Below are 26,173 nucleotides of genomic sequence, written 5' to 3'. Positions count from 1 at the left end.
CGTCCCCGCTGCGGGTACTTCCACTACCGCCCAGGCTTGCCCATGCACACCTCCATGCAGCGCAGCGGGCTGAAGGCCTTCCCGCTCAGGCCGCGTCGCGGCCAGGCAGGTGGCGGCCGCCGTCGCGCGCCAGCCACCCGTAATACAGCAGCGGAATCACCAGCAGGGTCAGCACGGTCGATACCAGCACGCCAAATACCAGCGACACCGCCAGGCCCTGGAAGATCGGGTCGCCGAGGATGAAGAACGCGCCGAGCATCGCCGCCAGCGCGGTGAGGATGATCGGCTTGGCGCGCACCGCGCCGGCCTCGACCACCGCATTCTCCAGGCTCAGCCCCGCCGCCAGCGAATGGTTGATGAAGTCCACCAGCAGGATCGAGTTGCGCACGATGATGCCGGCCAGCGCGATCATGCCGATCATCGAGGTGGCGGTGAACTGCGCGCCGAACAGCCAGTGCCCCGGCATCACGCCGATCACGGTCAGCGGGATCGGCGCCATGATGATCAGCGGCACCAGGTAGCTGCGGAACTGCCCGACCACCAGCAGGTAGATCAGCAGCAGGCCCATCGAGTAGGCGATGCCCATGTCGCGGAACGTCTCCAGGGTGATTTCCCACTCGCCGCTCCAGCGCACCGAGAAGCCGCTGTCGCTGGCTGGCGGCGCGGTGAACTTCTGCGCCAGCTGCTGCCTGTCCAGGCGCGTCTGGCCGATTTTGCCGACCAGCCGGAACATGCCGTAGACCGGGCTGTCCTCGCTGCCGGCGTCGTCGCCGGTGACGAAGGCATAGGGCAGCAGGTCCTTGTGGTAGACCGCGTCGGCCCACGGCCGGGTGACCACCTTCACCACCTCGGAGATCGGCACCAGCTGTCCCGCGGCGGAGCGCACGCGCAGCTTGAGCACATTGTCCATCGAGCCCAGCGCGGCCGGCGGCAGCCGCAGCACGATCGGCACCGCGTACTTGGCGTTCTCGTCCGCCATGTAGCTGGCCGGCGTGCCGCCCATGCCGGTGCGCAGGGCGTCGACGATGTCGGCCTGGCTGATGCCCAGCGCGGCCGCGCGCGCACGGTCGATCTCCACCAGCTGGCGCGTCGCCTGCGGGTTCTCCGTGCTCAGGTTGACGTCGACGATACCCGGCGTACGCTCGAACAGCTGCGCCAGCGCCAGCACGACCCCGCGCTGGTCGCGGTAGTCCGGCCCGTAGATCTCGGCCACGATCGGCGCTATCACCGGCGGCCCGGGCGGCACCTCGGCCACCACCAGGTGGGCGTGGAAGCGCTGCGCCACCGCCGCCAGCGCCGGGCGCACCGCCAGCGCAACCTGGTGGCTTTGCCGCTGGCGCTCGCCCTTGTCGACCAGGTTGACCTGGATGTCGCCCTGGTACGGCTGGTTGCGCAGGTAGTACTGGCGCACCAGGCCGTTGAAGTTCATCGGCGCCGAGGTGCCGGCGTAGAGCTGGTAGTCCTTCACCTCCGGCACACCGTCCAGCACGCGGCCGAGCTCGACCAGCACGCGCTGGGTCTGCTCCAGGGTCGAACCCTCGGGCATGTTCAGCACCACCTGGAACTCGGACTTGTTGTCGAACGGCAGCATCTTCAGCACCACCAGCTTGACCCCGGCCAGGCCGGCGGCCAGCAGCACCAGCAGGCTCATGCCGAGGAACAGCCGGCGCCGGTTGCGCGCCGCCTTCGGGTGGCCGAGGAACGGGCGCATCACGCGGGTGAACAGGTTCTGCAGGAAGTCGTCGATACGCGAGTGCTGCGCCGCGCCGGCCGCCGGCGCATGGCGGCGCAGCAGCTGGTAGGCCAGCCACGGCGTGACCACGAAGGCCACCGCCAGCGAGATCAGCATGCCGACCGAGGCGTTGATCGGGATCGGCCGCATGTACGGCCCCATCAGCCCGCCAACGAAGGCCATCGGCAGCAGCGCGGCGATCACCGTGAAGGTGGCCAGAATGGTCGGCCCGCCCACTTCGTCCACCGCGGCGGGAATCGCCTGCAGCAGGCTCTTGTCGCCGCGCGCCATGTGCCGGTGGATGTTCTCCACCACCACGATCGCGTCGTCGACCAGGATGCCGATCGAGAAGATCAGCGCGAACAGCGACACCCGGTTGATGGTGAAGCCGATCGCCCACGAGGCGAACAGGGTCACCGCCAGCGTCACCACCACGGCGGTGCCGACCACCACCGCCTCGCGCCAGCCCAGCGCCAGCAGCACCAGCAGCACCACCGCCAGCGCGGCCAGGCCCAGGTGCAGCAGCAGCTCGTCGGCCTTATCGTTGGCGGTCTGCCCGTAGTCGCGGGTCACCGTGGCGTGCACGCCCGCGGGAATGTCGACCCCGCGCAAGGCGTCCAGCCGCTCGCGGATGGTGCCGGCGATGGTGTGGGCATTGCTGCCGGCCTTCTTGGCGATCGCCAGGGTCACCGCGGGGGCCAGCCCGGCGAGCGGCCCGGCCCGGCCCGGCGGCGTGCCGAACGAGGCCAGCCGCGTCACATGGTTGCTGCCCGCCTCCACGCGGGCCACGTCCGACAGATACAGCGGGCGGCCGTCGGCCAGGCCGATCACCAGCTGCGCCACCTCGTCCGCGTTCATCAGCAGGGTGCCGGCCTTGACCGGCAGGTCGCGGTTGCCGCCGATCTCGCTGCCGGCGTCGACCGCCACGTTGGCCGCCTTCAGCGTGCGCACCAGGTCGGCGACGGCGAGCTGGTGGGTGGCCAGTTTGGCCGGATCCAGCTCGACCATCACCGCGCGCTCCGGCGCGCCGATGGTGTAGACGTCGCGCGTGCCGGGCACCCGCTTGAGCTCGGTCTCCAGCGTGTGCGCCACCTTGGCCAGCTGCTCGGGCGTGGTTTCCGGGCGGTCGGACCACAGGGTCACCGCCATCATCGGCACGTCGTCGATCCCGTACGGCTTCACCAGCGGCTGGCCGACGCCAAGCCCGGCCGGCACCCAGTCGGCGTTGGAGTACAGCTTGTTGTACAGGTCGACCAGCGCCTGCTGGCGCGGCACGCCGACGTCGAACTCCACCGTCACCACTGCCATGCCGGCGCGGCTCATCGAGTAGACGTGCTTGACGCCCTTGATCTCGGCGACCTTCTGCTCCAGCGGAAAGCTCACCAGGTTCTCGACGCTCTGCACGCTGGCGCCCGGGTACGGCACCAGCACGTTGGCCATGGTCACTTCGATCTGCGGGTCTTCCTCCTTGGGCGTGATGATCGCCGCGGCGATGCCCAGCAGCAGTCCGGCCAGCGCCAGCAAGGGCGTGATCTGCGAGGCCTGGAACGCCCGCGCGATACGCCCGGAGATACCCAGCCGGGTAGGCTCATTCATGGGTGGACGCACCGCTGGAGGGCCGGCCGGCGGCGTGCCGCGCGACCAGCCAGGCACGGGCCGCCTGCGGGTCGCGGGCCACGCGTTCGCCGTCGTCGAGCCCGGCCAGGATCTCGACGTGGTCGCCGTCCTGCGGGCCGATGCGCAGCTGGCGCAGGCTCACCCCGTACGCGTCGAGCGCGTAGACGCCGACCAGCTCGCCGCGCCGCACCAGCGTCGAGGCGGGCAGCAGCAGGCGCTTCGCCGCGCCGGTGGCGAACGCCACCTTCACCGTCATGCCCGGATACAGGCCACCGTTGTCTGCCGGCAACGGCAGCCGCACGTTGAACGTGTGGGTCTGCGGGTCGGCGTAGGGAAACACCTCGACCGCGCCGGCCGCGATGCGCCGCTCGCCGCGCAGCACCTGCGCCGAGTGGAACTGGCGGATCGCCTCGACCGCGCTCTGCGGCACCTGCACGTTGACCCGCAACTGGTCCAGCGCCTGCAGCTGGATCAGCGGCTGCGGCGACGGCGGCCCGGCCTGCACCGCCTCACCCACGTGCACGAAACGACGCGTGATGATGCCGGCGAACGGCGCGCGCAGCACGGTGTAGTCCAGCTGCTGGCCGACGTTCGCCAGCTGGGCGCGCGCGGCATCCAGCGCCGCGCGCGCCGCATCGCGCGCCGCGCGCTGCTGGTCCATCTGCGCGGCGGACACGTAGCCTTTCGCATAGACCGCCTCGATGCGCCCGAACGACGCCTGCGCCTCCTTGTAGCTCGCCTCGGCCGAGGCGAGCTGTGCCCGGGCGGCCTGGCGCGCGGACTGCTGCTCCACGTCGCTGAAGCGCACCAGCACGTCGCCCTTGGCCACCACGTCGTTGACGTCGTACGGCAGTTCGCGCACGCGCGCATTGGTCTGCGCGGTGATCGTCACCTGCTGCACGGCCTCGACCACGCCGTCCCAGAGCTGCTGCCGCGGCGCGTCCTCCGCGCGCACGACGATCGCCGCCAGCGCCGGCGGTTTCGCCGCGGCGTCGCCGGCGTTCGGCTTGCCGCCGCAGCCGGCGAGCAGGCCCAGCGCGAGCAGCGCGGCGGGCAGCGAGCGGAGGTGGCGCATGCTCATGCGGCCTCGTCGATCATCCGCATGGTCGCGCTTTCGACCTCCTGCGCGATCGCGGCCAGCTGCGCGTCGGACGAGAGCATGCCGAGCATCGGCACCGGCTTGATCATGCCGATGCGCGTGTCGCCGTTCTCGGTGTACACCGAGATGCGGCAGGGCAGCGCCATGTTGAGACGCAGGTCGGTGGCCAGCACGCTGGCGGCGTGGCGCGGGCTGCACACCTCGAACACCTTGCATTGCCCGGCGAACGCGAAGCCCTTGCTGCGCAAGGTGGCGCCCAGGTCGTGCACGTGCAGCACGCCGAACTGGTGGCGACTGACGGCGGCGTCGAGATCGCTGACCGCGTCCTCGAAGGATTTTGTCGATTCCACGATGTAGTACATGTTGGTTGCCTCTCTCGCGCGCGGCGCGGTTATGACTTGATCGCGCAGGCCGGCTTCAGGCCGAGCTTGCGCAGGATGATGGCCAGCGGGCAGAGGCCGCTGAAGGCGGACTGGAACAGGTTGAACCCGACGAAGGCGGTCAGCCACAACCAGCCGGGCGACACGAAGTGGGCGAGGCCCAGGCTGATCAGGATCACCGCGCCGGCAAAGGCTCGTACCGCGTTTTCGATAGTCATGTTGTTCTCCTGCAGTGGATGGAGGGTGGCGCGGCGCGTTGGCCCCTCATGGGGCAGTCTCGCCGCGGGCGGTCATGGGGCCGGCGTCTCGTCGGCCTTGACGTCCGGCTTCAGGCGCTCGATGCCGAACGCCTCCATGATGGTTTTCTCGTAGATCGGGTCGGCCTGGCCCTTGCGCATCTTGCGCAGGAAGTACTTCTCGTAGGCAACCTTGGCCAGGTGCACCCACTTGCCGGTCATCGCCTTGGTCACGTTGCGCGGCGGAATCTGCGGCAACGCGATGAAGGCGAAGCCGCGGTCGCCCATGTCGGCCAGGCACATCGCGTTCCAGGTAGCGCGCGCATGCGGCGGCTTGCCGGCGATGGCGTCGCGCAGGTTGTGCGCGATGGCGGTGACCATCGACTCGATCATCAGCCCGGTCTTGGGCGCGCCGGTGGGTACCGGGGTGACCTCGACCGGCGGAATGGCCACGCACACGCCGGCGGCGTAGACGTTGGGGTAGGCGGGGTTGCGCTGAAACTCGTCGATCAGCACGAAGCCGCCTGGATTGACCAGGCCCTCGACCTCCTTCACCGCGTCGACGCCGGCGAACGAGGGCAGCAGCATCGAGAAGGCAAACGGCAGGTTGTGTTCCTGCTGCAGCTGGCCGCGTTCATCCAGTTGCTCGACATGCATCGCACCGGATTCGACCGAGCGCACCCGCGCGTTGGTGATCCACTTGATGTGGCGCTGGCGCAGTTCCGATTCGAGCAGTCCCTTGGAGTCGCCGATGCCGCCCAGGCCCATGTGGCCGATGTACGGTTCGGCGGTGACATAGGTCATCGGCACCCGGTCGCGCAGCTTGCGCCGGCGCAGGTCGGTGTCCACGATCATCGCAAACTCGTAGGCGGGGCCGAAGCAGCTGGCGCCCTGCGCCGCGCTGATCACGATCGGCCCCGGGTGCTTGAGGAACTCCTGATAGGCCAGCCAGGCCCGGTGCGCGTGCGGGCCGGTGCAGATCGACTGCGTGTAGCCTTCCGGCCCGCTGCCCGGTACCCGCTCGAACGCCAGGCGCGGCCCGGTGGTGATCACCAGGTAGTCGTAATCCAGCTTGCGCCCGTCGCCCAGTTCGATCTGGTGGTCGGCCGGGTGCACCTTGCTGGCACCGGCGTCGATAAAACGGATGTCGCGCCGGGCCAGCGGCTGGGCGACGTCCACCCGGATCTCGTCCTGCCCGCGCCAGCCCACCGCCACCCAGGGGTTGGAAGGCGTGAAGTTGAACTGCGGCCCTTCGCCGATCACGGTGATCGCGTGCCCACTGCCCACGGTGTCGCGGATCTCGTAGGCCGCCGACATGCCGCCCAGGCCTGCTCCAAGGATGACGATGTTTGCCATGGCTCGACACTCCTCTGGGGTGTGTGGAAACGGGACTGCTCATCTCGGCTGGAGCCGACTGCCACGGTAGGCGCCTATGCGTTGCGACAGCTTGACCAGGGTCAATATTTCTAATAGAAGAATCTACATTAGGCATAGCTTATTTAGATAGCTGTGCTAAAGTCAAGCCCTACACCCAGCAGACAGCACCGACCCGGAGGCGCAGCCATGCCGTTACCGAACCATGCGGATCTGGGCGCCATGCGCGCCTGCGCCGATGATGCGTCGCGCCTGCTCAAGGCGCTCGGCAACGCCCAGCGCCTGCGCGTGCTGTGCCTGCTGGTCGACCGCGAGATGTCGGTGGGGCAGATCAACGAGCAGTTGCCCGACCTGGCCCAGTCCGCGCTCTCGCAGCACCTGGCCAGGTTGCGCGAGGAAGGCCTGGTAAACACGCGGCGCGAGTCGCAGACCATCTGGTACGCGCTCGCGCCCGGGCCGGCCGAACGGATCATCGACGCGCTGTATGGCATCTATTGCGCGCCTGCGGAAAAATCGCGCTCGCGGAAGTCGCGGGCCTGAGCCGCGGGCGGCCGCGCTTCGATCATCCAGCGGGGGAGCTTCCATGCCACAGCCTGACGTGACGGCGTTCTTCCACGCCGCCAGCCACACCTTCAGCTACGTGGTGGCGGACCCGGCGACGCGCCGCGCCGCGGTGATCGACGCGGTGCTCGACTACGACGCGGCGTCCGGGCGCAGCGGCCACCAGTCGGCCGACGCGCTGGTGGCGTTCGTGCAGGCGCAGGGTCTGGCGGTCGACTGGATCATCGAAACGCACGTGCACGCCGACCACCTGTCGGCGGCGGCGTACATGCAGGCGCAGCTGGGCGGCCGGCTCGGCATCGGCGAGCACGTGCGCGCCGTGCAGGCGACCTTCGGTGAACTGTTCAACGCCGGCGCCGGCTTCGCCCGCGACGGCAGCCAGTTCGACCACCTGTTCGCCGACGGCGAGCGCTACCGCGTGGGCAGCATCGAGGCCAGCGCGATTCACACGCCGGGCCATACACCAGCCTGCATGACGCACGTGATCGGTGATGCGGCGTTCGTCGGCGACACCCTGTTCATGCCCGACTACGGCACTGCCCGTTGCGATTTCCCCGGCGGCGACGCGGCGACGCTGTACCGCTCGATCCGGCGCATTTTCGAGCTGCCGGGCAGCACGCGGATCTTCCTCTGCCACGACTACAAGGCGCCCGGCCGTGAGACGTTTTCGCACCAGACCACGGTGGCCGCCGAGCGCACCGGCAACGTCCACGTGCGCGACGGCATCGGCGAGGCCGAGTTCGTCGCCCTGCGCCGCGAGCGCGACGCCACGCTGGCCGTGCCGCCGCTGCTGCTGCCCGCGGTGCAGGTGAACATGCGCGCAGGCCGGCTGCCGCCGGCCGAGGACAACGGCGTGCAGTACCTGAAAATCCCGCTGGATGCGTTCTGAGCACTGGCCGCGCTGCGGCACAATGGCGGTTTGCCGCTGCCGGAGTGAGGGATGATCTACGTACTGCTCAGCGTGGCGTGCAGCGTGCTGGTGTCGGTGCTGCTGAAGCTGGCGCGGCGTTTCGGCATCGACGTGGGCCAGGCGATTGCCTGGAACTACGTGGTCGCTGGCGCGCTCACCACGTGGCTGTTGCAGCCCACGCCGGTGAGCCTGCGCGGCCCAGGCGTGCCATGGCTGGCACTGGCCGCGCTGGGCATCCTGCTGCCCACGATCTTCCTGGCGCTGGCCGCGTCCGTGCGCCACGCCGGCATCGTGCGCAGCGACGCGGCGCAGCGGTTGTCGCTGCTGCTCTCGCTGCTGGCCGCGTTCGCGCTGTTCGGCGAACAGCTCACCGCGTTCAAGGCGCTCGGCGTCGTGCTGGGCCTGCTCGCCCTGCTGGGCATGGTCTGGCGCAGTGGGCATGACAACGCAGAACGCGGCACGGCCGGTTGGCTGTATCCGCTGGCGGTGTTCACCGGCTTCGGCGTGATCGACATCCTGTTCAAGCGCGTGGCCCAGGCCGGCGTACCGCTGGGCGCGTCGCTGCAGGCGATGTTCGCGCTGGCCCTGCTGGTCGCCTTCGCATTGCAGCTGTGGCGCCGCGCGCGCGGGCAGACTCGCTTCACCGCGCGCAACGCGCTGGCCGGCCTGCTGCTCGGCCTGGCCAACTTCGGCAACATCCTGTTCTACCTGCGCGGCCACCGCGCGCTGCCCGAGCACCCGGCGCTGGTGTTCGCCAGCATGAACCTCGGCGTGGTCGCATTGGGCGCGCTGGTCGGCCTGCTGCTGTTCCGCGAGCGCCTGAGCCGGCTCAACCTCGCCGGCGTGGCGCTGGCGCTGCTGGCGATCGGGGTGATCGCGTACGGCTGAGCAGTGACTTCTGGGCTATGAAATCGCGCTGCCGCGCTGTCTATGCTGCGACGCTTCGGGGCGATGGCGCCCCAGCCAGCGGGAATTCCGGGCCATGCGCAAACTTCCTCTCGTCGCGTTGTCGTGTGCACTGCTGCTGAGCGCGGTCGCGGTCGCCGCCCCGGACAAGAAGGACGACAAGTCCAAACCGGAGCAGTCCGACGCGGCGCTGGTCGAGCCGCAGTCGTCGGCCAGCGAGGGTTCGGTATCGGTCGAGGGCCATCGCATCGACTACAAGGCGGTGGCCGGCACGCTGGTGCTGCATGGCAAGGGCGACAAGGAGGACGAGCCCCAGGTCAGCATGTTCTACGTTGCGTATTTCAAGAAGGGCGTTGCAGCGACGAAGCGGCCGGTCACCTTCATCTACAACGGCGGCCCCGGTTCGGCCACGGTCTGGCTGCACATGGGCGCGTTCGGGCCGAAGCGCGTGGTCACCAGCGACGACAGCCACACGCCGGCGGCGCCGTACGGGCTGGTCAACAACGACTACAGCCTGCTCGATGCCTCCGACCTGGTGTTCATCGACGCACCGGGCGCCGGCTTCAGCCGGTTGATCGCCGCTGACCCGGACAAGTCCAAGCGCGAGGAGCAGATGAAGGATCGCCAGAAGGCGATCTACGGCGTGGACGGCGACGGCCATGCGTTCGCCCAGTTCGTCACCCGCTTCCTGTCGAAGTACGACCGCTGGAACTCGCCGAAGTACCTGTTCGGCGAAAGCTACGGCACCACCCGCTCGGCGGTGCTGGCGAACATCCTGGAGAACGAGGACAGCGTCGACCTCAATGGGGTGATCCTGCTGTCGCAGATCCTCAGTTTCGACACCAGCATCGACGGGCCGGAGTTCAACCCCGGCATCGACCTGCCGTACGAACTGGCGCTGCCGACCTTCGCCGCCACCGCGTTCTACCACCACAAGCTGCCGCAGCAGCCGGCTGCGCTGGAACCGTTCCTGCGCGAGGTGGAGCAGTACGCGCTGGGCGATTACGCGCAGGCGCTGATGGCCGGCTCGCGCCTGGACGATGCGCGCAGGCAGGCGGTGGCGCAGAAGCTGCATGCGTACACCGGCCTGCCGGTGGCCTACCTGCTGAAGGCGAACCTGCGCGTGACCGGCGGCATGTTCGAGCACGAGCTGCAGGCCGACGGCGACGTCACCACCGGGCGGCTGGACAGCCGCTTCGCCGGGCCGTCGATCGATCCGCTGAGCAAGGATTCCGAGTACGACCCGCAGTCCTCGGCGATCAGCTCGGCCTACGTGGCCGCGTTCAACGACTATGTGCGGCGCGAGCTGAAGTTCGGCCACGGCCGGCAGTACCGGCTGTTCGCCGACATCAAGCATTGGGATTTCTCGCACAAGGCGCCCGGCGTGCACGGCGAGGCGCTGCAATCATCGACCAACGTGATGCCGGACCTGGCGATGGCGATGAAGACCAACCCCAACCTCAAGGTCTCCCTGCACGGCGGCTACTACGACCTGGCCACGCCGTACTTCGCCGCCGACTACGAGATGCGCCACCTGCCGATCCCGGCCAGCCTGGAGCGCAACATCAGCTATGCGTGGTACCCGTCCGGGCACATGGTGTACGCGCACGAGTCGTCGCTGAAGCTGCTGCACGACAACGTCGCGCGCTTCATCGGGCAGACCGACAACGTCAAGTAAGCCGCACCGCTCCGTCCCCACCGGCGCATGTCGCGCAGCCAGTGGGTAGGGTGCGCTACGAATCGAACGTACGGCGCAATGCGCTCAGCGCCGAGACGGCACCGTGTGCCGCGGCGCGGTGGAGCCGCGCACCACCAGTTCCGGGCTGAAGCCTTCGTTGCGACTCACCGGCGGCTCGCCGTTGGCCGCGCGCTGCAGGTCGTCGATCAGCCGCTGCGCGGCATGCCGCGCGATGTCCTCGGTGGCCTGGCGCGCGGTGGTCAGCGCCGGCCACGACTGCTTGGAGAACGGGCTGTCCTCGAAGCCGGCGATGGAGAGTTCGTACGGCACGTTGATGCCGTCCGAATGCGCCGCGGCCAGCACGCCAGCGGCGATCTCGTCGTTGCTGCCGAAGATCGCGCTGGGGCGCTCCTTCAACGCCAGCAGCTTGCGCGCGCCGCGGAAGCCGTCGTCGAAGGTGTAGTCGCCGGGCACGATCAGCTTGCGGTCGAGCGCGATGCCGTAGTCCTTCAGCGCGTCTTCGTAGCCCTGGTAGCGTTCCAGGCTGGAGTGGTGTTCGCGGCCGCCCCACAGGAAGCCGATGCGCTGGTGGCCGAGCTGGATCAGGTGTTCAGTGATCGCGTAGGCCGCGTCGCGGTCGTCGACGTAGACGCATGGGTGGCCGTCCTGCGGGTCCTTGCGCGCCGAGATGATGCGGATGAACGGGACCTGCGCCTGGCTCAGCGCCTCGATCAGCGCCGGCTGCTCGGACATCGGCGGCGCCAGCACCAGCCCGGCCAGGCGCGAACGCTGCGCCAGTTCGCGCAGCTCGTCGGCCAGCTTTGGCGAGGAAGAGTCGCAGGGGTGGATCTGCAGGCCGTAGCCGCTGGCGCGGCAGGCGGCCAGCACACCGTGCTGCAGGTTGATCACGTAGTGCGCGTTCGGGTTGTCGTAGACCAGCCCGATTGCGTAGGCGCGGGTGCTGCGCAGGCTGCGCGCGGAGGGGTCGGGCCGGTAGCCGAGCGCGTCGATCTCGCGCTGCACCTTCGCCCGCGTGCGGGGGTGCACCGACGGCTCGTTGTTGATCACCCGCGAGACCGTCTTCAGCGAGACGCCCGCACGTTCCGCGACATCCTTGATGGTGGCGCTGCGCACCCGCTGAACCTCGTGGATCGAAAGGACTGGTCGCCGGTCGCGCCATGGTGCCGGTGGCGCCGCACGCGTCGGCGCGGCGGCGTGAGCATCCTAGCTTATGGCCGGGCGGTAGCGAACTCCTGTCTCACGCTGTCCGCTGCTGGCCGACCCGGTGGCCGGCCAGCCCGTAATACAGGATGTACAGGTAGCACGGCACCACCAGCGCGGTGAAGGCGAGCTGGAAGTCGACGTTCTGCTTCAGGTGCACGAACAGCTGCGGCACCACCGCGCCGCCGGCGATGCCCATGATCAGCAGCGCCGAGCCGGCCTCGGTGTGGCGGCCTAGCCCATTGATCGCCAGCGGGAAGATCGCCGGCCACATCATCGCGTTGGCAAAACCCAGCGCCGCCACGAACGCCACCGACACGTAGCCGTGGGTCAGCCAGGCGCCGATCGCAAGGACGACGCCCAGCACGGCCGATAGCGCCAGGTAGCGCTGCTGCGTGATGAAGCGCGGGATCAGCGCCAGCCCGGCCAGGTAGCCGGCCAGCATCGCGAGCAGCGTGTACGAGGTGAAGTGCTTGGTGGCGTCCGGCGGCAGGCCGAAACCCTGGCCGTAGGTGCCGATCGCGTCGCCGGCCATCACTTCCACGCCCACGTAGAGGAACAGGCACAGTACGCCCAGCCACAGGTGCGGGAAGCTGAAGATGCTGCCGCTGCGGTGGCCGATCGCCTGCTCGCTGTTGGCGCCGGCGGGCCTGATCTCCGGCAGCGAGGAGCGCGCGATCCAGATCGCCAGCACCACCAGCAGGCCCGCCATCACCATGTACGGCAGGTGCACCTTGCCGGCGAACGCGTTGAGCAGGGCCTCGCGCGCCTGCGGCGTCGGCGCCGACTCGACCTGCTGGCCGAAGGTGCCGATGCCGCTGAGCACCAGCGCGCCGAACACGAACGGGGCGATCGCGCCGGCCAGCTTGTTGCAGATGCCCATGAAGGCGATGCGCTGCGCCGCGCTGTCGATCGGCCCCAGGATGCTGATGTAGGGATTGGACGCGGTCTGCAGCAGCGACAGCCCGGCGCCGATCACGAACAACCCGGTCAGCGCGCCCGGGTACAGGCGCATGGTGGCGAACTGGCCGAACAGCACCGCGCCGAGCGCCATCACGAACAGGCCGAGCGCCATGCCCTTCTTCATGCCGGTGCGGCGCAGCACCGCGGACGACGGCAGCGCCAGGAAGAAATACGACAGGTAGAACGCCATCGGCACCAGGAACGCGTTCACGTCGTCGAGATCGAACGCCAGCTTGACGAAGGTGATCAGTGGCCCGTTGAGCCAGGTGACGAAGCCGAAGATGAAGAACAGCAGGCCGATCACCAGCATCGGACCGAGATGGGTGCGTTCGGACGGCGCCGCCGCCAGCGTGGTTGCCATGGATGGTTCTCCCCGGAGTCGCCGTGCCGCCCGGTCGGCTGACCGGGGCAGGCAGGAATGTCCCCTTAATTGCCGAAAAGTGCAACGTTGTCAATAAAGCCATCCGTTATGGCTGCAGGCAGGTGCTCGTGCCTGTGCCGTCCGGACGGTCATGTGGAGTCGTCGTCGCGGCGCTGCAGCAAGCTACCTTGCTGTCGCACTTTCATGCGCTACCGCGCCATACGAAGCCATTTACATGGCTTCATCACGGATGGATCAAGAGTGTCGTGACAGTTATATTGCGTCGCCGCATCGTGCGTTCAAAAATTTGTCGCCAGTCCGGTTGACAACGTTGTCATTCTGACAGCAGACTCCGCCCGAATCAGGCCGTACCGGTTCGCGTCAACGTGTCCGGGTCGGGCCATCGCCAGCTACGGGAGAGGGCAGTGGGGGAAGTCGCGAACCAGCGTCATGCAGCGGCGGTTGCCGACGCGTCGGCGTCGGGCGGGCCTGGCGCCGGGCCGGATCGGCAGCCGCCGTTCCTGGCCGCCGACGTCGGCGGCACGCATGCGCGCATCGGCCTGGTCGTCGGCAACACGGCCGGTCCCCACCCGGTCAGCGTGCTGCACTACCACCGCTACAGCTGCGCCGACTGGCCCGGCCTGGCCGCGATGCTGCAGGACTTCGTCGACCAGCTGGCCAGCACGCCGTACGCGGCGCTGCGCGGTGGGCTGCGTCACTGCGCGGTGGCCTGCGCCGGCTACGTGCTGGACGACGCGATCGTCAACGGCAACCTGCCGTGGCCGGTGTCGATCCGCGAGATCCGCGACGGCCTCGGCATCCGTCAACTAGCGGTGATCAATGATTTCGAGGCGGTCGCCTACGCCACCCAGTTCATCGCCGCCGACGAGACGCGGCCGATCATCGAGGCCGCGCAACCGGCGGCCAGCGGGCCGGCGTTGGTGATGGGGCCGGGCACCGGGCTGGGTTCGGCGGTGCTGCTGCCGGGCCACCCGCGCGCGCAGGTGCTGGCCACCGAGGCCGGCCAGGTCTCGCTGGCGCCGGGCAACGAGCGCGAGATCGAGATCCTGCGCCTGTTCCGCCGCGAGCATGCGCACGTGTCGTTCGAGGATGCGCTGTCCGGCCCGGGCCTGCTGAAGCTCTACGGCGCGCTGTGCGAACTGCGCGGCAGCCCAGCGCGCCTGCTGACCCCGGCCGAGGTCACCGGCGCCGCATTGGCGGGCAGCGATGCCGCCGCGATGGAGGCGCTGGAAGTGTTCTGCGGCCTGCTCGGCAGCTTCGTCGGCGACCTGGTGCTGCTGTACGGCGCCCGCGGCGGGGTCTACCTGGCCGGCGGCATCCTGCCGCAGATCCTGCCGTTCCTGCGCGCCAGCCGCTTCGCCGAACGCTACTTCAACAAGGGCGTGATGCGCGCCTACCTGCAACAGGTTCCAGTACGACTGATCGAGCACGGCCAGCTTGGTGTCATCGGCGCCGCAAGCTGGTTTCTGGATGAACGCCCGGGAGCATGAGAGGGGCACCGTCCGGCGACACGGCGCCAAGCCAAACCACCACACAACGTCCGCGACCGTCGTCATGCCGGTCTTGATTCGAGCCAGCCTCTGAGGGGAGGAGATCATGAACTACCGCAAGACATTGCTAGCCGCGAGCATCATCGCCAGCCTGTGCGTATCCGGCGCGTTGTACGCGCAGGATGCCGCGCAGAGCAGCGCCACCACCGCACAGAGCCGCGCCGACAAGGCCAAGGCGAAGGAGCTTGCCACCGTCACCGTGGTCGGCATCCGCAACAGCGAGGCCGAGTCGCTGGCGCTGAAGAAGGACGCCGCCTCGCACGTCGAGGTGGTCACCGCCGAGGACATCGGCAAGCTGCCGGCCAAGAACGTGGCCGACACGCTGCAACGGCTGCCCGGCGTCAACATCAGCTCGTCCAGCGCCAGCGAGGGCGGCTTCGACGAAAGCGATCGCGTCAGCCTGCGCGGTACCGCACCCAGCCTTACCCAGACCCTGGTCAACGGCCACAGTGTGGGCACCGGTGACTGGTTCGTGCTGAGCCAGGTGCAGACCGTGGGCCGCAGCGTGAGCTACACCCTGCTGCCGTCGGAGATCGTCAGCCAGGTGGTGGTGCACAAGACCTCCGAGGCCAGCATCGTCGAGGGCGGCAGCGCCGGCTCGGTCGACATCATCACGCGCAAGCCGCTGGAGTTCGCCAAGCCGATCACCGCCGAGGCCTCGATCGGCGGCGTGTACTCGGACCTGCCCGGCGACACCAAGCCGCAGTTCAGCGGCCTGTTCAACTGGAAGAACGACGCCAACACCGTCGGCGTGCTGGTGCAGGGCTTCTACGAGAAGCGCAGCCTGCAGCGCAACGGCCAGGAAGTGGTGGGCGGCTACGTGCCCACCACGGTCGGCGGCAAAACGGTGTATTACCCCAACGAGATCGGCGCGGTGCTGTTCACCCAGGAGCGCGAGCGCAAGGGCGGCGTGATCGACTTCCAGGTCAGGCCGACCGACAACCTCACGCTCGACCTCAGCGGCTTCTACTCCAAGCTCAAGGCCGACAACTACAACCGCAACTACATGATGTGGGCCAGCAGTGCGCTGGCCAACGGCGGCGTGCTGACCGCCAATTCGATCAACAACAACGTGGTCACCAGCGGCTCGATCGCCGGCGGCACCGGCGCGTACGGCGTGTACGACCAGATCTCCCGCCCCGGCGCGTCGTCGGAATCGAAGTACCTCACCCTCGATGCGAACTGGGGCGTCACCGACCACCTCAACCTCAAGGGCCAACTCGGCACCACCCGCGGCACCGGCTCCAGCCCGACCCAGGACGTAATCGAGCTGGGCACCGCCGGCGGCGCCGGCGCCAGCTGGGACATGCGCGGCCTCGGCAAGCCGATCAACTGGACGCTGGGCGGCGACAACAGCTCGCCGTCGGGCATCCTGCCCTCGGCCGGCTGGATCTTCGGCGGCCAGCGCATCAAGGTGAAGGACAAGGAGGACTGGGCGCAGTTCGACGGCGAGCTCAGCTTCGACAACGACGCGTTCACCTCGCTGCAGTTCGGCGCCCGTTACGCCAAGCACACGCGGCAGAATCCGTTCGAGATCGCGCAGGGGCCGAACTGGTCCTCCGACTGGCAGAACCCGGCCGCCTACCCGACCGCCACCTACAGCCGCTATCCGGGCGGCTTCAACAGCTCGCTCAGCGGCAGCTTCCCCGGCCCGATCTGGTTCTGGACGCCGGCCCAGCTGGCGCAGATCGACGGCAAGTTCGCCAACCGCGACCCGGTTGGGCGCTTCTACTTCAACGACATCTACAAGGTCAAAGAGAAGGATTCGGCCGCCTACCTGCAGCTGAACTTCGAGTCCGGCATCGCCAGCGGCAACATCGGCGTGCGCTACGTGAAGACCAAGGAGGACATCGGCTACAGCAGCACCTCGCCCGACGCCGCGGCCAGCTCGGTCACCGGCCCGATCACCGGTTCGGCGTTCGGCGACTACTTCTGGAACACCTACCGGCACAGCTACGACAAGTTCCTGCCCAGCGCCAACCTCAAGCTCGCCGTGCGCGACGACCTGCTGCTGCGCTTCGCCGCGTCGCAGACGATGACCCGTCCGGACTACTCGGCGCTGGCCGGCTCGGTGTCGGCCGACGACCTCACCCACACCGGCAGCGGCGGCAATCCGCAGCTCAAGCCGCTGATAGCGAGCAACTTCGATGCCGCGGTGGAATGGTACTTCGCGCCACGCGGCCTGCTGTCGGCCGGCGTGTACGCGATGAACCTGAAGGACTACGTCACCTTCGGCAACCAGACGCGCAGCTTCAAGGACATGCCGGCCAGCCAGGCCGCCGGCCACGACGTGTTCTCGAACTACCTGATCAGCGTGCCGACCAACGTCAACGGCCAGGTCCGCGGCGTGGAGCTGAACTACATCCAGCCGATCGGCGACAACTTCGGCGTGCAGGCCAACTACACCTACGCCGACGCACACGCCACCGGCGACAAGCCGCTGCAGGGCGCCTCGAGGAACACCTACAACGTGTCGGGCTACTTCGAGAACAAGCAGTTCAACGCCCGCGTCAGCTACACCTACCGTTCGGCGTTCTATGCCGGCGTGAGCCGTACCGACACCTACTTCCAGCAGGGCATCGGCAACCTCGCGGTGTCGCTGGGCTACCAGCTCAACGACCATATCTCGCTGTCGCTCGACGCGATGAACCTCAACGAGCCGAAGCTGAAGTACTACACGCGGAACGCCACCTACGGAAAGCAGCCGTACGCGTTCTACGACAACGGCCGGCAGTACTACCTGAACCTGCGTTTCAAGCTCTGAGAGGTTGTGATTTTTTCAACCTCTCAGGCCGGCCACGGCGAGGGCATGGCGAGGGCATGGATGCCCGAGTTGAGGCAACGCAGGGAGCGGTTGCCCGATGCCCGAGTGGAGGCAACGCAGGAGCGGTTGCCCGAGGGCCGGGCATAAAACAGTCACGCCAGTGACTGTTTCATGTGAGCGAGTCCGGGCGTGTACCGGACTCGCGACTGAAGAAAACCACAGGAAGTGGTTTTCTTCACAAGCGCTGAGCCGGTTCCACCGCGAGGCGGGCCACGGACGGCTCCGCATCCTCCCCAACCGGGCCCGGTCCCATCTTGCCGGGCCCGTTTTTTTGCTAGCGTGATACACCTGCTGCGACGGAGACTACCGATGACCCGCCGTCTGATCCTGCTCGGCTGCGCGACCCTGATACTGGGCCTCGCCGGCTTCGCCCGGGCCGCCGAGCCGCCGGCTCCCGCCCTGCTGCCGCTGCCGGCGCAACTGCGCGTCGCTGCTGGCAGTTTCACCGTCGACGCGCATACGCCGATCGTGCTCGCCGACGAGGCCGCCTCGACCCGGCGCACCGGCGCGTGGCTGGCCGACCTGGTCGCGCGTACCCGCGGCCTGCACTTGCCGCTGAAGCACGGCCCGGCCACCGCCGGCGCGATCGTGCTGCAACGTGATTCCGCCGCGCCGGTGGCGAACCGCGAAGGCTATGCACTGGATGTCACACCGCAAGGCATCCGGGTCAGCGCGCGCGACGACGCCGGCCTGTTCTACGGCGCGGTGACCCTGTGGCAACTGCTCACGCCCGATGCGAAGCAAGGCGCGGTCGATGTGCCGGCGCTGGCCATTCACGACCAGCCGCGTTTCGCCTGGCGCGGCCTGATGCTGGATTCCGTGCGGCACTTCCAGACGGTGGAAGAAATCGAGCGCCTGCTCGACCAGATGGCCCAGCACAAGCTCAACACCTTCCACTGGCACCTCACCGACGACCAGGGCTGGCGCATCGAGATCAAGCGCTATCCCAAGCTCACGAAGATTGGCGCATGGCGCACGCCGCCGGATGCCGGGCACGACGGCGAGCCGCGGCGCTACGGTGGTTTCTACACGCAGGCGCAGCTACGCGAAGTGGTCGCGTACGCCGCCGCGCGCCACATCACCGTGGTGCCGGAGATCGACATGCCCGGCCACGCGCAGGCGGCGGTCGCCGCCTATCCGCAGTTCGGCGTCACCGGCCAGCGGCCGCCGGTGTCGACCGACTGGGGCGTCAACCCGTATCTCTACAACGTCGACGACGCCACCTTCGAATTCATCGGCAACGTGCTCGACGAAGTGATGGCGTTGTTCCCCTCGACCTACATCCACGTCGGCGGCGACGAGGCGATCAAGGACCAGTGGCGGGCCTCGCCGGCGGTGCAGGCGAAGATGCATGCGCTGGGCATTACCGGCGAGGACGCGCTGCAGGGCTGGTTCATCGACCGCGTCGGCCAGTACCTCGACCAGCATGGCCGCAAGCTGATCGGCTGGGACGAGATCCTCGACGGCGACAACGTACCGGCCGACGCCACCGTGATGTCCTGGCGCGGCACCGACGGCGCGATCAAGGCGGCGATGATGGGCCACGACGTGGTGATGGCGCCTGCACCGCAGCTGTATTTCGACCACGTGCAGGGCGAGCTCGCCGACGAGTACGCCGGTCGCCTCGGCGTGGAATCGCTGCAGAGCGTGTACGCCTTCCCGACCGTGCCCGCGGTACTGGGCGCGGCACAGGCACGGCACGTGCTGGGCGTGCAGGCCAACGTGTGGACCGAGCACATGCCCGCGTTCGCCCACGTGGAGCACGCCGTGTTCCCGCGGCTGGATGCGCTCAGCGAAGTGGCGTGGTCGCCGCCCGTGGCCAACGGCTGGCCGGGCTTTCTCGCCAGGTTGCCGGCGCAGTTCGCGCGCTACCGCGCGCAGCATGTCGCCTACGCCGACAGCGCCTTCGCGGTGGACATCGGCGTGGATCGCAACGTGGCGTTGGCCACCGGCAAGGCCACGGTGACGCTGTCGAATCAGGCGGACTTTGGCCGCATCCGCTACACGCTGGACGGCAGCACGCCCACGCTCGCCTCGCCGCGCTACGACGCGCCGTTCAACGTGAGCCTGCCGAGCACGGTGCGCGCCGCCAGTTACGCCGCCGACGGCAGCCGGCTCGCCGCGCCGCGCGAACGCGTGCTGGATCGCGCGGCCCTGCTGAGCTTTCCCGGCAACACCTTGCCGAACTGCCCCGCCAGTAACTTCCGCCTGCGCCTGCAACCCATGCCCGACGCGAAGAGCGTGCAGCCGGTGTACGCGGTGAACGTGTTCGATGCCTGCCAGGTGTTTCCCGCCACGCTGCTGGATGGCGTCGCCGCGATCCATGTCGAGGCGGCGCGCCTGCCGCGCAACTTCGCGTTGGCGCACGAGCAGAAGCTGGTGGTGTCGCGTCCGCACGCCACCCCGTTCGGCGAACTGATAGTGCATGCCGACCGATGCGACGGGCCGGTGCTGGCCAGCATGCCGCTGCCCGATCCGGCGCACAGCGCCCGCAACTTCACATTGACCGCAAAACTGCCGATACAGCAGGGCGAGCACGCGCTGTGTCTGATCTACATCGCGCCAATCGACGGACCGTTGTACGCGTTGGGCCACGTGGCGTTGACGCCATGAGTCCCGTCCTGCGAACCCCACCCCAGCCCTTCCCTGCGCAGCAGGGGAGGGCTGGGGTGGGGTTCGCTCTTGATCTTCCCGGCGACCCTGCGCTACCCCCTCCCTGCCTGCATTCGGGCCATCCATGGCCCTCACCCTGCGGGCGGCTGGCGCCGTGCAAATCGGCAGTCCTGCCGATTTGTCCCCTTGCAGGGGGAGGTATTTCGGCGCTTTTGAGCTTTCGTTCTGCATGAAGCGTCTCGCCTCGCTCGACGCCCTGCGCGGCTGCACCGTGGCAGCGATGCTGCTGGTCAACGACCCGGGCGACTGGGAGCATGTCTACTGGCCGCTGGAGCACGCTGCGTGGAACGGCTGCACGCCGACCGACCTGGTGTTTCCGTTCTTCCTGTTCGTGGTCGGCGTGTCGGTGGCGCTGGCGATCCTGCCGCGGCTGGAGCAGGGCGCTTCGCCGTCCGCGCTGAGCCGCGCCGCGATGTGGCGTGCCTTGCGCATCCTCGCGCTCGGCGTGGCGATCAGCCTGCTGGCGGCGTGGTGGCTGCCGCAGGCGCACCTGCGATTCCCCGGCGTGCTGCAGCGGATCGCGCTGTGCTTTGCCGGCGTGGCGCTGTTCGCGATCTATACGAAACCGCGCACGCAGTGGTGGGCGATCGCGGCGCTGCTGCTCGGTTACTGGGGTTTGCTCCTGCTCGGTGGATCGCTGGAGCCGTGGACGAACATCGTCAGTCGCGTCGACAGTGCGGTGTTCGGCCGCTTCGTCTACCTGATCGATCCGGCGACTGGCCGCGGCCACGATCCGGAAGGCCTGCTCTCCACCTTGCCATCGCTGGCCGGCACCTTGCTCGGGCTGCGCATGGGTTGCTGGCTGCGCCGCGATAAACTCCGGAACCTGCTGCTGGCCGGTGCCGCGTGCCTGCTGCTCGGCGCGCTGTGGCCTCTGTGGCTGCCGCTCAACAAGAACCTGTGGACGCCCTCGTTCGTGCTGTGGACCACCGGTTGGGCCACGCTGGCACTGCTGGCGTTCCATGCACTTATCGACCGGCGCGGCTGGGCGGCATGGGGCCGCCGCTTCGGCGTCAACGCGATCGCCGCCTATGCCGGTTCCGAACTGATGCAGATCGCGCTGCCCGCGCTGGGCTGGCAGGAGCCGCTCTACCAGCACCTGTTCGCCCGCTGGATGACGCCGCGCTTCGGCCCGTACGTGCCGTCGCTGGCCTTCGCGGTGGTGTTCGTGGCGTTGTGGTGGCTGATCGTGTGGGCGATGGATCGGCGACGTATCCATCTCAAGCTCTAGCGACGTCCGCGTAGCGCCTTGACGAACAGGGCCATCGACAGCAAGCCCAGCAGCAGGCCGGCACCGGCGTCCCACAAGGCGCCGTTGTTGCCGGCGAACAGGTAGCCGACGCCGAATCCCAGCGGAAACAACAGCAGGACCGGCAGGCAACCCGTGTCAGCGGGCGATGGCCGAGCTTTCCGGCAGCGAGGGCGGGTGGCGCAGCAGCGCGTGCTTCGCCAGCTGGGTGTCGGCGAGGGAGAGCTCGATCAACGGCGTCGGCTTGCCGGCGACGAGCGCGGCGATCGGCATGCCGTCGCGGTATAGCACGCGCGCGCCGGCCAGTGCCGGCACCTTGTCGCCGGCCAGCACGGTGCCGACCAGGTTCAGCGGATCGCAGCCGCTGAGGCAGACCAGTTCGCCGTCGTCCGCGCGCGAGCGCACCGCGCGCAGCGGCGCGATCGCCTCGGGCAGGGCGAACTGCTCGCCGACCAGGCCTTCGACGAAACGGCCGCCGCGGATTTCGCCGCGCGCCTCCAGCCGGTGGTAAACGCGCAGCAACTCACGCCACGACGGCAGCCACGGCGCCTCGCGTTCCAGCAACTTCCAGAACACTACGCCGTAGCGGCGCAGCAGGCTGCGGGCGATGTGTTCGATCGCCTCGGGTTCGGCCTTGCCCGTCGTCGTGCCGCGCGCCAGCGCCCAGCGTCCCGCATCCTCGATGCCGCTGAGCTGGTGCCGACGCAGCCGGCGATGCCGCCCGCCTTCGCGCTTCGCCGCTGGAAGCAGCAGGGCGCGCAGGCCGGCGAAGCTGTCGGCGCTGATCCGGCCGGCGGCGACCAGTTCGCCCAGCGCGTCCTCCAGCTCGGTGCGCAGCAGGCGGGTGTCGGCAAGCAGTTCGTCGAAGAACAGCGCGCCGTGTTCGCGCAACGCATCGGCGACGGCCTGGGCGCGCGATGACAGCAGGATCTCTTGCGGGTCGCCCGCGGCCACGGACGTCCAGACGGCCATTCCACGCCGCGGCAAAAGCACGATCGGCGTGCTGCGCACCGGGCCGCCGCCACCGCCGCTGCCGGTGCGCAGGCGCACCCAGCCGATGCGGCCGGCGCGGCACAGCTCGTCCAGCCAGTGGATCGCATAGTCCGCGATGCGCGCCGGCAGCAGCTCGCTCTCCCACGCACCGGCTGCCGCCTCGTAGCCTTCCAGCTGCGCCAGCGTGGCGGCCAGTGCGTCCGGTCCGCTCAGTCGGGTGGCCGCCGACACATGTTGCCAGTCGAACAGGAAGCGCATCAGCGCGCGCCGGCTGACCGGCTCGATCTCGCGGCGCAGCCGGCCGATGGTGTAGCGATGGATGCGCGCCAGCAGGTGGCGTTCGCACCATTCGGTGTCAGCGGCATCGGTGCTGAAGCGACCCTGCATCACGTAGCCTTCGGACTGCAGGCGCAGCAGGGCCTGTTCGACCTCGCCCCTATCGATGGCCAATGAGGTGGCCAGGGTATTCGCGGTGACTGGGCCGAGTCCGCCGAGGCGATGGCGCACCAGTTCCAGCACGGCGTCCCCGCGCGACCACGCCTGCGCGGCGTACTCGGCGGGTGCGGCGATCGGCGGCTGCATGGCGGCGGTGGAATGCAGCGTTTGCCACAGCGGCAGGCTCTCCGCGCACGTCCATATCTCTGTAGGAGCGCACCCCCGGATCGAGTCCGGGGCAGGTTCGGTGCGCGATCGCTCTTCGTCACCAGGCGGAGAAGCATCGCGCACAGAGTGCGCTCCTACAGTGAGGCGGGTCGCTCGCTTTGCCTTGGCGAGCGCCTGCAGTCGCTCGTCCCAGCCGCGGTTGGCGTCGACTTCCGTGAGGGTGACGAAGCCCAGCAAGGTCAGCGCCTCGTGCATTTCGTCGGCATCGCGCGCCTGCGGCCAGGCTTCCGCGCGCACCGCGGCGATCGTCTCCGGGTCGAGCCGGCCGAGGTCGTCGGCGCTGTCGGCGCCGTTCCAGCGGCGCGTCTGTACCGCCTGGGTGCGGCGCTCCTCCAGCGGTGCGTCGTCGAGGAACGCGTACGGTGCGGCGTTCAATACTTCGGCGGCCAGCGGGCTGGGCGCGGTGAGGTCGCGCGCCACGATGGCGATCTCGTCGGCCTCCAGCTTGCGCAGGATCGCCAGCAGGCCGTCCACGTCCATCGCCTCGCGCAGGCAGTCGTGCAGGGTCTGGTTGACCAGCGGGTGGTCCGGCACCTCGCGCTCGCCCACGATGTTCTCCAGGCAGGCGACCTGGTCGGGGAACACTGCGGCGAGCAGGTCCTCGCTCTTCATGCGCTGCAGCGGCGGCGGGGTCTTCTTGCCGCCGGTGAAGCGCGGCAGCGCCAGCGCGGTCACCGCATTCCAGCGCCAGCGCGCGGGAAACAGCGGGGCGTCGAGCAGAGCCTGCACCAGCACGTGCTCGGCGCTGTTCGAGTGCAAGTAGTGCGCCACTTCCTCCAGTGGGAAACTGTGGCTGGTGGACAGCGACAGCACGATCGCGTCCTCGGTCGCCGCCGCCTGCAGTTCGAAGTTGAACTGGCGGCAGAAACGCTTGCGCAGTGCCAGCCCCCAGGCACGGTTGATGCGGCTGCCCCACGGCGTGTGGATTACCAGCTGGGTGCCGCCGGATTCGTCGAAGAAGCGCTCCAGCACCAGGGTGTGCTGGCTGGGCAGCACGCCGAGCGCGGCCTTGGCGCGGGCGAGGTAATCGACGAGTTGCTGGGCGGCGGCTTCGGCCAGGCCGAGTTCGTCGCGGAGCCATGCGAGCGCGCGGGCGTTGCTCCCCTCTCCCTGCGGGAGAGGGGCTGGGGGTGAGGGTACGCCCGGAGCATGGGGGTTAATGGCTTCGCCCGTACCCCCACCCCAACCCCTCTCCCAAGGGGAGAGGGGCTCAAGTAGTGCGGAAATCTCCTCGCGCAGCCGCGACACGCCGAACGACAATTCGTCGCTACGCCCCGGCGCCTCGCCCAGCCAGAACGGGATGCTCGGCGGCGCACCGTGCGCGTCCTCCACGCGCAGCCGGTCGCGCTCGACGCGCTGGATGCGGTAGCTGGCGTTGCCGAGCTGGAAGATGTCGCCGGCCATGCTCTCGACCGCGAAATCCTCGTTCACCGTGCCCACGATGATCGCCTGCGGCTCCAGCACCACCTTGTAGTCGGCGGTGTCGGGAATGGTGCCGCCGGAGGTCAGTGCGGTGAGCCGCGCGCTGCGCCGCGGGCGCAGCTGGCGGTTCACCGCGTCGCGATGGATGTAGGCCGCACGCGGACCCTGGCGGGTGGTGAAGCCTTCGGCCAGCATGCGCACCACCGCGTCGAATTCGCTGCGGGCGAGCTCGCGGTAGGGATGCGCGCGGCGCACCAGCGTGTACAGCGCGTCCTCGTCCCACTCGCTGCAGGCCACCTCGGCCACGATCTGCTGGGCCAGCACGTCGAGCGGCTGCGGCGGCATCACCAGTGCGTCCAGTTCGCCGCGGCGCACGCAGTCGAGCAGGGCGGTGCATTCGACCAGGTCGTCGCGGGTGGCCGGGAACAGCCGCGCCTTCGGCGTGCCGTCGATGCTGTGGCCGGAACGGCCGGCGCGCTGCAGGAACGCGGCGATCGAGCGCGGCGAGCCGAGCTGGCAGACCAGGTCGACCTCGCCGATGTCGATGCCCAGCTCCAGCGAGGCGGTGGCCACCAGCACCTTGAGCTCGCCGCGCTTCAATCGCTGCTCGGCGTCCAATCGCAGCTCCTTCGCCAGGCTGCCGTGGTGCGCCGCCACGTGTTCCTTGCCCAGTCGCTCGGACAGGTGCCGAGTGGCGCGCTCGGCCATCCGCCGGGTGTTGACGAAGACCAGGGTGGTGCGGTGCGCGCGCACCAGCTGGGCGAGGCGGTCGTAGACCAGCTCCCAGGCGTCGTTGGACATCACCGCGTCGAGCGGGACGGGCGGAACTTCGATGGCGAGGTCGCGGGGGCGGGTGTGGCCTGTGTTTATGATGGTGACATCGCTTCTTGCGTTCGTCTCCTCTCCCCCGGCTCCAATTTCATTTGGGGGAGAGGATTGAGGTGAGGGGCGGGTGCTCGCGGGGAAGCTACATTGGGTAGCCACCTTGTTGTTGCCTCGCGGCGACCCCGAACCCTCATCCGCCCTGCGGGCACCTTCTCCCGGAGGGAGAAGGGAATGTTGAGCTCCGACTAAAAAGTCGGCAACTTTCTCTATGGGCTTCTGCGTTGCCGACAGCCCGATCCGCAGCAACCGCCGCTGGCACAGCGATTCCAGCCGCTCCAGCGACAGCGCCAGGTGCGAACCGCGCTTGCTGCCGGCGATGGCGTGGATCTCGTCCACGATCACCGTGCGCACGCCGGCAAGCATGGCGCGCCCCGAGGCCGAGCCGAGCAGCACGTACAACGACTCCGGCGTGGTCACCAGGATGTGCGGCGGCAGCTTGCGCAGCAGGTTGCGCTCCGCCTGCGGGGTGTCGCCGGTGCGCACCGCGGTGCGGATCGCCACGTCGGGCAGGCCGAGTTTTTCCAGTTCCGCGCGGATGCCTTCCAGCGGCGCTTCCAGATTGACGTGGATGTCGTTCGACAGCGCCTTCAGCGGCGACACGTAGAGCACCGTGGTGGCGTCGGCCAGCGTGCCGTCGTGCGCCACGCCCTCGCGCACCAGTTCGTCGATGGCGGCGAGGAACGCGGTCAGCGTCTTGCCCGAGCCGGTCGGCGCGGCGACCAGGGTGTGCGCTCCGGCGCGGATCGACGGCCACGCGGCGGCCTGCGCCGCGGTAGGTGCGGCGAACGCGCCGCGGAACCAGGCGGCGACGGCAGGATGGAAATCGGCGAGCGAGGGCGACATGATTCTGCGAAA

General features: G+C 68.9%; 17 protein-coding genes. 8 read left to right on the top strand and 9 right to left on the bottom strand.

Annotated features, from left to right (window positions below):
- Positions 1-85: 85 nt before the first annotated feature.
- The 5 genes from AC3WTD_RS10800 to AC3WTD_RS10780 all read right to left on the bottom strand — a co-directional run bounded on the left by AC3WTD_RS10800 (position 86) and on the right by AC3WTD_RS10780 (position 6,420).
- A complete protein-coding gene (locus tag AC3WTD_RS10800) occupies positions 86-3,328 on the bottom strand; it encodes an efflux RND transporter permease subunit (protein ID WP_027491298.1) in 3,243 nt (1,080 codons plus the stop codon).
- Positions 3,321-4,430 (bottom strand): efflux RND transporter periplasmic adaptor subunit, encoded by a 1,110-nt coding sequence (locus AC3WTD_RS10795; RefSeq protein ID WP_027491299.1) that lies wholly within the window; start codon positions 4,428-4,430, stop codon positions 3,321-3,323. The genes AC3WTD_RS10800 and AC3WTD_RS10795 overlap by 8 nt, the downstream gene beginning before the upstream one ends.
- Complete coding sequence (locus AC3WTD_RS10790; protein WP_027491300.1) at positions 4,427-4,810, bottom strand: DUF302 domain-containing protein; 384 nt, start codon at positions 4,808-4,810, stop codon at positions 4,427-4,429. The genes AC3WTD_RS10795 and AC3WTD_RS10790 overlap by 4 nt, the downstream gene beginning before the upstream one ends.
- Before the next feature lie 29 nt (positions 4,811-4,839).
- Positions 4,840-5,046: a YgaP family membrane protein gene (locus AC3WTD_RS10785; RefSeq protein ID WP_027491301.1), complete on the bottom strand. Its 207-nt coding sequence runs from the start codon at positions 5,044-5,046 to the stop codon at positions 4,840-4,842.
- 72 nt (positions 5,047-5,118) lie between these two features.
- Complete coding sequence (locus AC3WTD_RS10780) at positions 5,119-6,420, bottom strand: NAD(P)/FAD-dependent oxidoreductase (RefSeq protein WP_027491302.1); 1,302 nt, start codon at positions 6,418-6,420, stop codon at positions 5,119-5,121.
- A 207-nt stretch (positions 6,421-6,627) separates the two neighbouring features.
- On the opposite strand from AC3WTD_RS10780, the gene AC3WTD_RS10775 reads away from it, so the two are divergent.
- The 4 genes from AC3WTD_RS10775 to AC3WTD_RS10760 all read left to right on the top strand — a co-directional run bounded on the left by AC3WTD_RS10775 (position 6,628) and on the right by AC3WTD_RS10760 (position 10,493).
- Positions 6,628-6,978: an ArsR/SmtB family transcription factor gene (locus AC3WTD_RS10775; protein ID WP_027491303.1), complete on the top strand. Its 351-nt coding sequence runs from the start codon at positions 6,628-6,630 to the stop codon at positions 6,976-6,978.
- A 43-nt stretch (positions 6,979-7,021) separates the two neighbouring features.
- Positions 7,022-7,888: an MBL fold metallo-hydrolase gene (locus tag AC3WTD_RS10770; RefSeq protein ID WP_027491304.1), complete on the top strand. Its 867-nt coding sequence runs from the start codon at positions 7,022-7,024 to the stop codon at positions 7,886-7,888.
- Positions 7,889-7,939: 51 nt separating this feature from the next.
- Positions 7,940-8,797 carry an EamA family transporter gene (locus AC3WTD_RS10765; RefSeq protein WP_027491305.1) on the top strand — a complete coding sequence of 286 codons (858 nt, stop codon included), beginning with the start codon at positions 7,940-7,942 and terminating at the stop codon, positions 8,795-8,797.
- A gap of 94 nt (positions 8,798-8,891) precedes the next feature.
- Positions 8,892-10,493, top strand: coding sequence for a S10 family peptidase (locus AC3WTD_RS10760; RefSeq protein ID WP_492613797.1), 1,602 nt, complete (start codon positions 8,892-8,894; stop codon positions 10,491-10,493).
- Between the two features lie 84 nt (positions 10,494-10,577).
- Here AC3WTD_RS10760 and AC3WTD_RS10755 read toward each other — a convergent pair whose 3' ends face one another.
- Together AC3WTD_RS10755 and AC3WTD_RS10750 are read right to left on the bottom strand one after the other, a co-directional pair.
- On the bottom strand, positions 10,578-11,627 hold the full coding sequence (locus AC3WTD_RS10755) for a LacI family DNA-binding transcriptional regulator (RefSeq protein ID WP_492613796.1): 1,050 nt from the start codon (positions 11,625-11,627) through the stop codon (positions 10,578-10,580).
- A gap of 124 nt (positions 11,628-11,751) precedes the next feature.
- Complete coding sequence (locus tag AC3WTD_RS10750; protein ID WP_492613795.1) at positions 11,752-13,038, bottom strand: sugar MFS transporter; 1,287 nt, start codon at positions 13,036-13,038, stop codon at positions 11,752-11,754.
- A gap of 425 nt (positions 13,039-13,463) precedes the next feature.
- Here AC3WTD_RS10750 and glk point away from each other — a divergent pair, with 425 nt between their 5' ends.
- The 4 genes from glk to AC3WTD_RS10730 all read left to right on the top strand — a co-directional run bounded on the left by glk (position 13,464) and on the right by AC3WTD_RS10730 (position 21,337).
- Positions 13,464-14,549, top strand: coding sequence for a glucokinase (glk, locus tag AC3WTD_RS10745; protein ID WP_027491627.1), 1,086 nt, complete (start codon positions 13,464-13,466; stop codon positions 14,547-14,549).
- Positions 14,550-14,655: 106 nt separating this feature from the next.
- Positions 14,656-17,373, top strand: a complete 2,718-nt coding sequence (locus AC3WTD_RS10740) for a TonB-dependent receptor (protein ID WP_492613794.1) — start codon at positions 14,656-14,658, stop codon at positions 17,371-17,373.
- Between the two features lie 369 nt (positions 17,374-17,742).
- Positions 17,743-20,046, top strand: coding sequence for a beta-N-acetylhexosaminidase (locus tag AC3WTD_RS10735; protein ID WP_492613793.1), 2,304 nt, complete (start codon positions 17,743-17,745; stop codon positions 20,044-20,046).
- 229 nt (positions 20,047-20,275) lie between these two features.
- Complete coding sequence (locus tag AC3WTD_RS10730; RefSeq protein ID WP_492613792.1) at positions 20,276-21,337, top strand: acyltransferase family protein; 1,062 nt, start codon at positions 20,276-20,278, stop codon at positions 21,335-21,337.
- Here AC3WTD_RS10730 and AC3WTD_RS10725 read toward each other — a convergent pair.
- Both AC3WTD_RS10725 and AC3WTD_RS10720 read right to left on the bottom strand, forming a co-directional pair.
- The gene (locus AC3WTD_RS10725) at positions 21,334-21,468 is read right to left on the bottom strand and encodes a hypothetical protein (RefSeq protein ID WP_255324818.1); all 135 of its coding nucleotides are present in this window, start codon (positions 21,466-21,468) and stop codon (positions 21,334-21,336) included. The two genes, AC3WTD_RS10730 and AC3WTD_RS10725, sit on opposite strands and share 4 nt — an antisense overlap.
- Before the next feature lie 25 nt (positions 21,469-21,493).
- Positions 21,494-26,161 carry a DEAD/DEAH box helicase gene (locus AC3WTD_RS10720; RefSeq protein ID WP_492613791.1) on the bottom strand — a complete coding sequence of 1,556 codons (4,668 nt, stop codon included), beginning with the start codon at positions 26,159-26,161 and terminating at the stop codon, positions 21,494-21,496.
- Positions 26,162-26,173 lie beyond the last annotated feature (12 nt).

It is taken from the genome of Rhodanobacter sp. FW106-PBR-R2A-1-15 (genome assembly GCF_058789735.1).
The sequence above is the reverse complement of the archived record's forward strand: the minus strand, read 5'-3'. Positions and strand labels throughout refer to the sequence as shown.

What these genes read in the sequence shown, in the direction of transcription:
- AC3WTD_RS10720 (WP_492613791.1), bottom strand. Translation starts at nt 26,161, where the DNA reads ATGTCGCCCTCGCTCGCCGATTTCCATCCTGCCGTCGCCGCCTGGTTC.
- AC3WTD_RS10770 (WP_027491304.1), top strand. Translation starts at nt 7,022, where the DNA reads ATGCCACAGCCTGACGTGACGGCGTTCTTCCACGCCGCCAGCCACACC.
- AC3WTD_RS10785 (WP_027491301.1), bottom strand. Translation starts at nt 5,046, where the DNA reads ATGACTATCGAAAACGCGGTACGAGCCTTTGCCGGCGCGGTGATCCTG.
- AC3WTD_RS10730 (WP_492613792.1), top strand. Translation starts at nt 20,276, where the DNA reads ATGAAGCGTCTCGCCTCGCTCGACGCCCTGCGCGGCTGCACCGTGGCA.
- AC3WTD_RS10780 (WP_027491302.1), bottom strand. Translation starts at nt 6,420, where the DNA reads ATGGCAAACATCGTCATCCTTGGAGCAGGCCTGGGCGGCATGTCGGCG.
- AC3WTD_RS10795 (WP_027491299.1), bottom strand. Translation starts at nt 4,430, where the DNA reads ATGAGCATGCGCCACCTCCGCTCGCTGCCCGCCGCGCTGCTCGCGCTG.
- AC3WTD_RS10765 (WP_027491305.1), top strand. Translation starts at nt 7,940, where the DNA reads ATGATCTACGTACTGCTCAGCGTGGCGTGCAGCGTGCTGGTGTCGGTG.
- AC3WTD_RS10735 (WP_492613793.1), top strand. Translation starts at nt 17,743, where the DNA reads ATGACCCGCCGTCTGATCCTGCTCGGCTGCGCGACCCTGATACTGGGC.
- AC3WTD_RS10775 (WP_027491303.1), top strand. Translation starts at nt 6,628, where the DNA reads ATGCCGTTACCGAACCATGCGGATCTGGGCGCCATGCGCGCCTGCGCC.
- AC3WTD_RS10760 (WP_492613797.1), top strand. Translation starts at nt 8,892, where the DNA reads ATGCGCAAACTTCCTCTCGTCGCGTTGTCGTGTGCACTGCTGCTGAGC.
- AC3WTD_RS10790 (WP_027491300.1), bottom strand. Translation starts at nt 4,810, where the DNA reads ATGTACTACATCGTGGAATCGACAAAATCCTTCGAGGACGCGGTCAGC.
- AC3WTD_RS10750 (WP_492613795.1), bottom strand. Translation starts at nt 13,038, where the DNA reads ATGGCAACCACGCTGGCGGCGGCGCCGTCCGAACGCACCCATCTCGGT.
- AC3WTD_RS10740 (WP_492613794.1), top strand. Translation starts at nt 14,656, where the DNA reads ATGAACTACCGCAAGACATTGCTAGCCGCGAGCATCATCGCCAGCCTG.
- AC3WTD_RS10800 (WP_027491298.1), bottom strand. Translation starts at nt 3,328, where the DNA reads ATGAATGAGCCTACCCGGCTGGGTATCTCCGGGCGTATCGCGCGGGCG.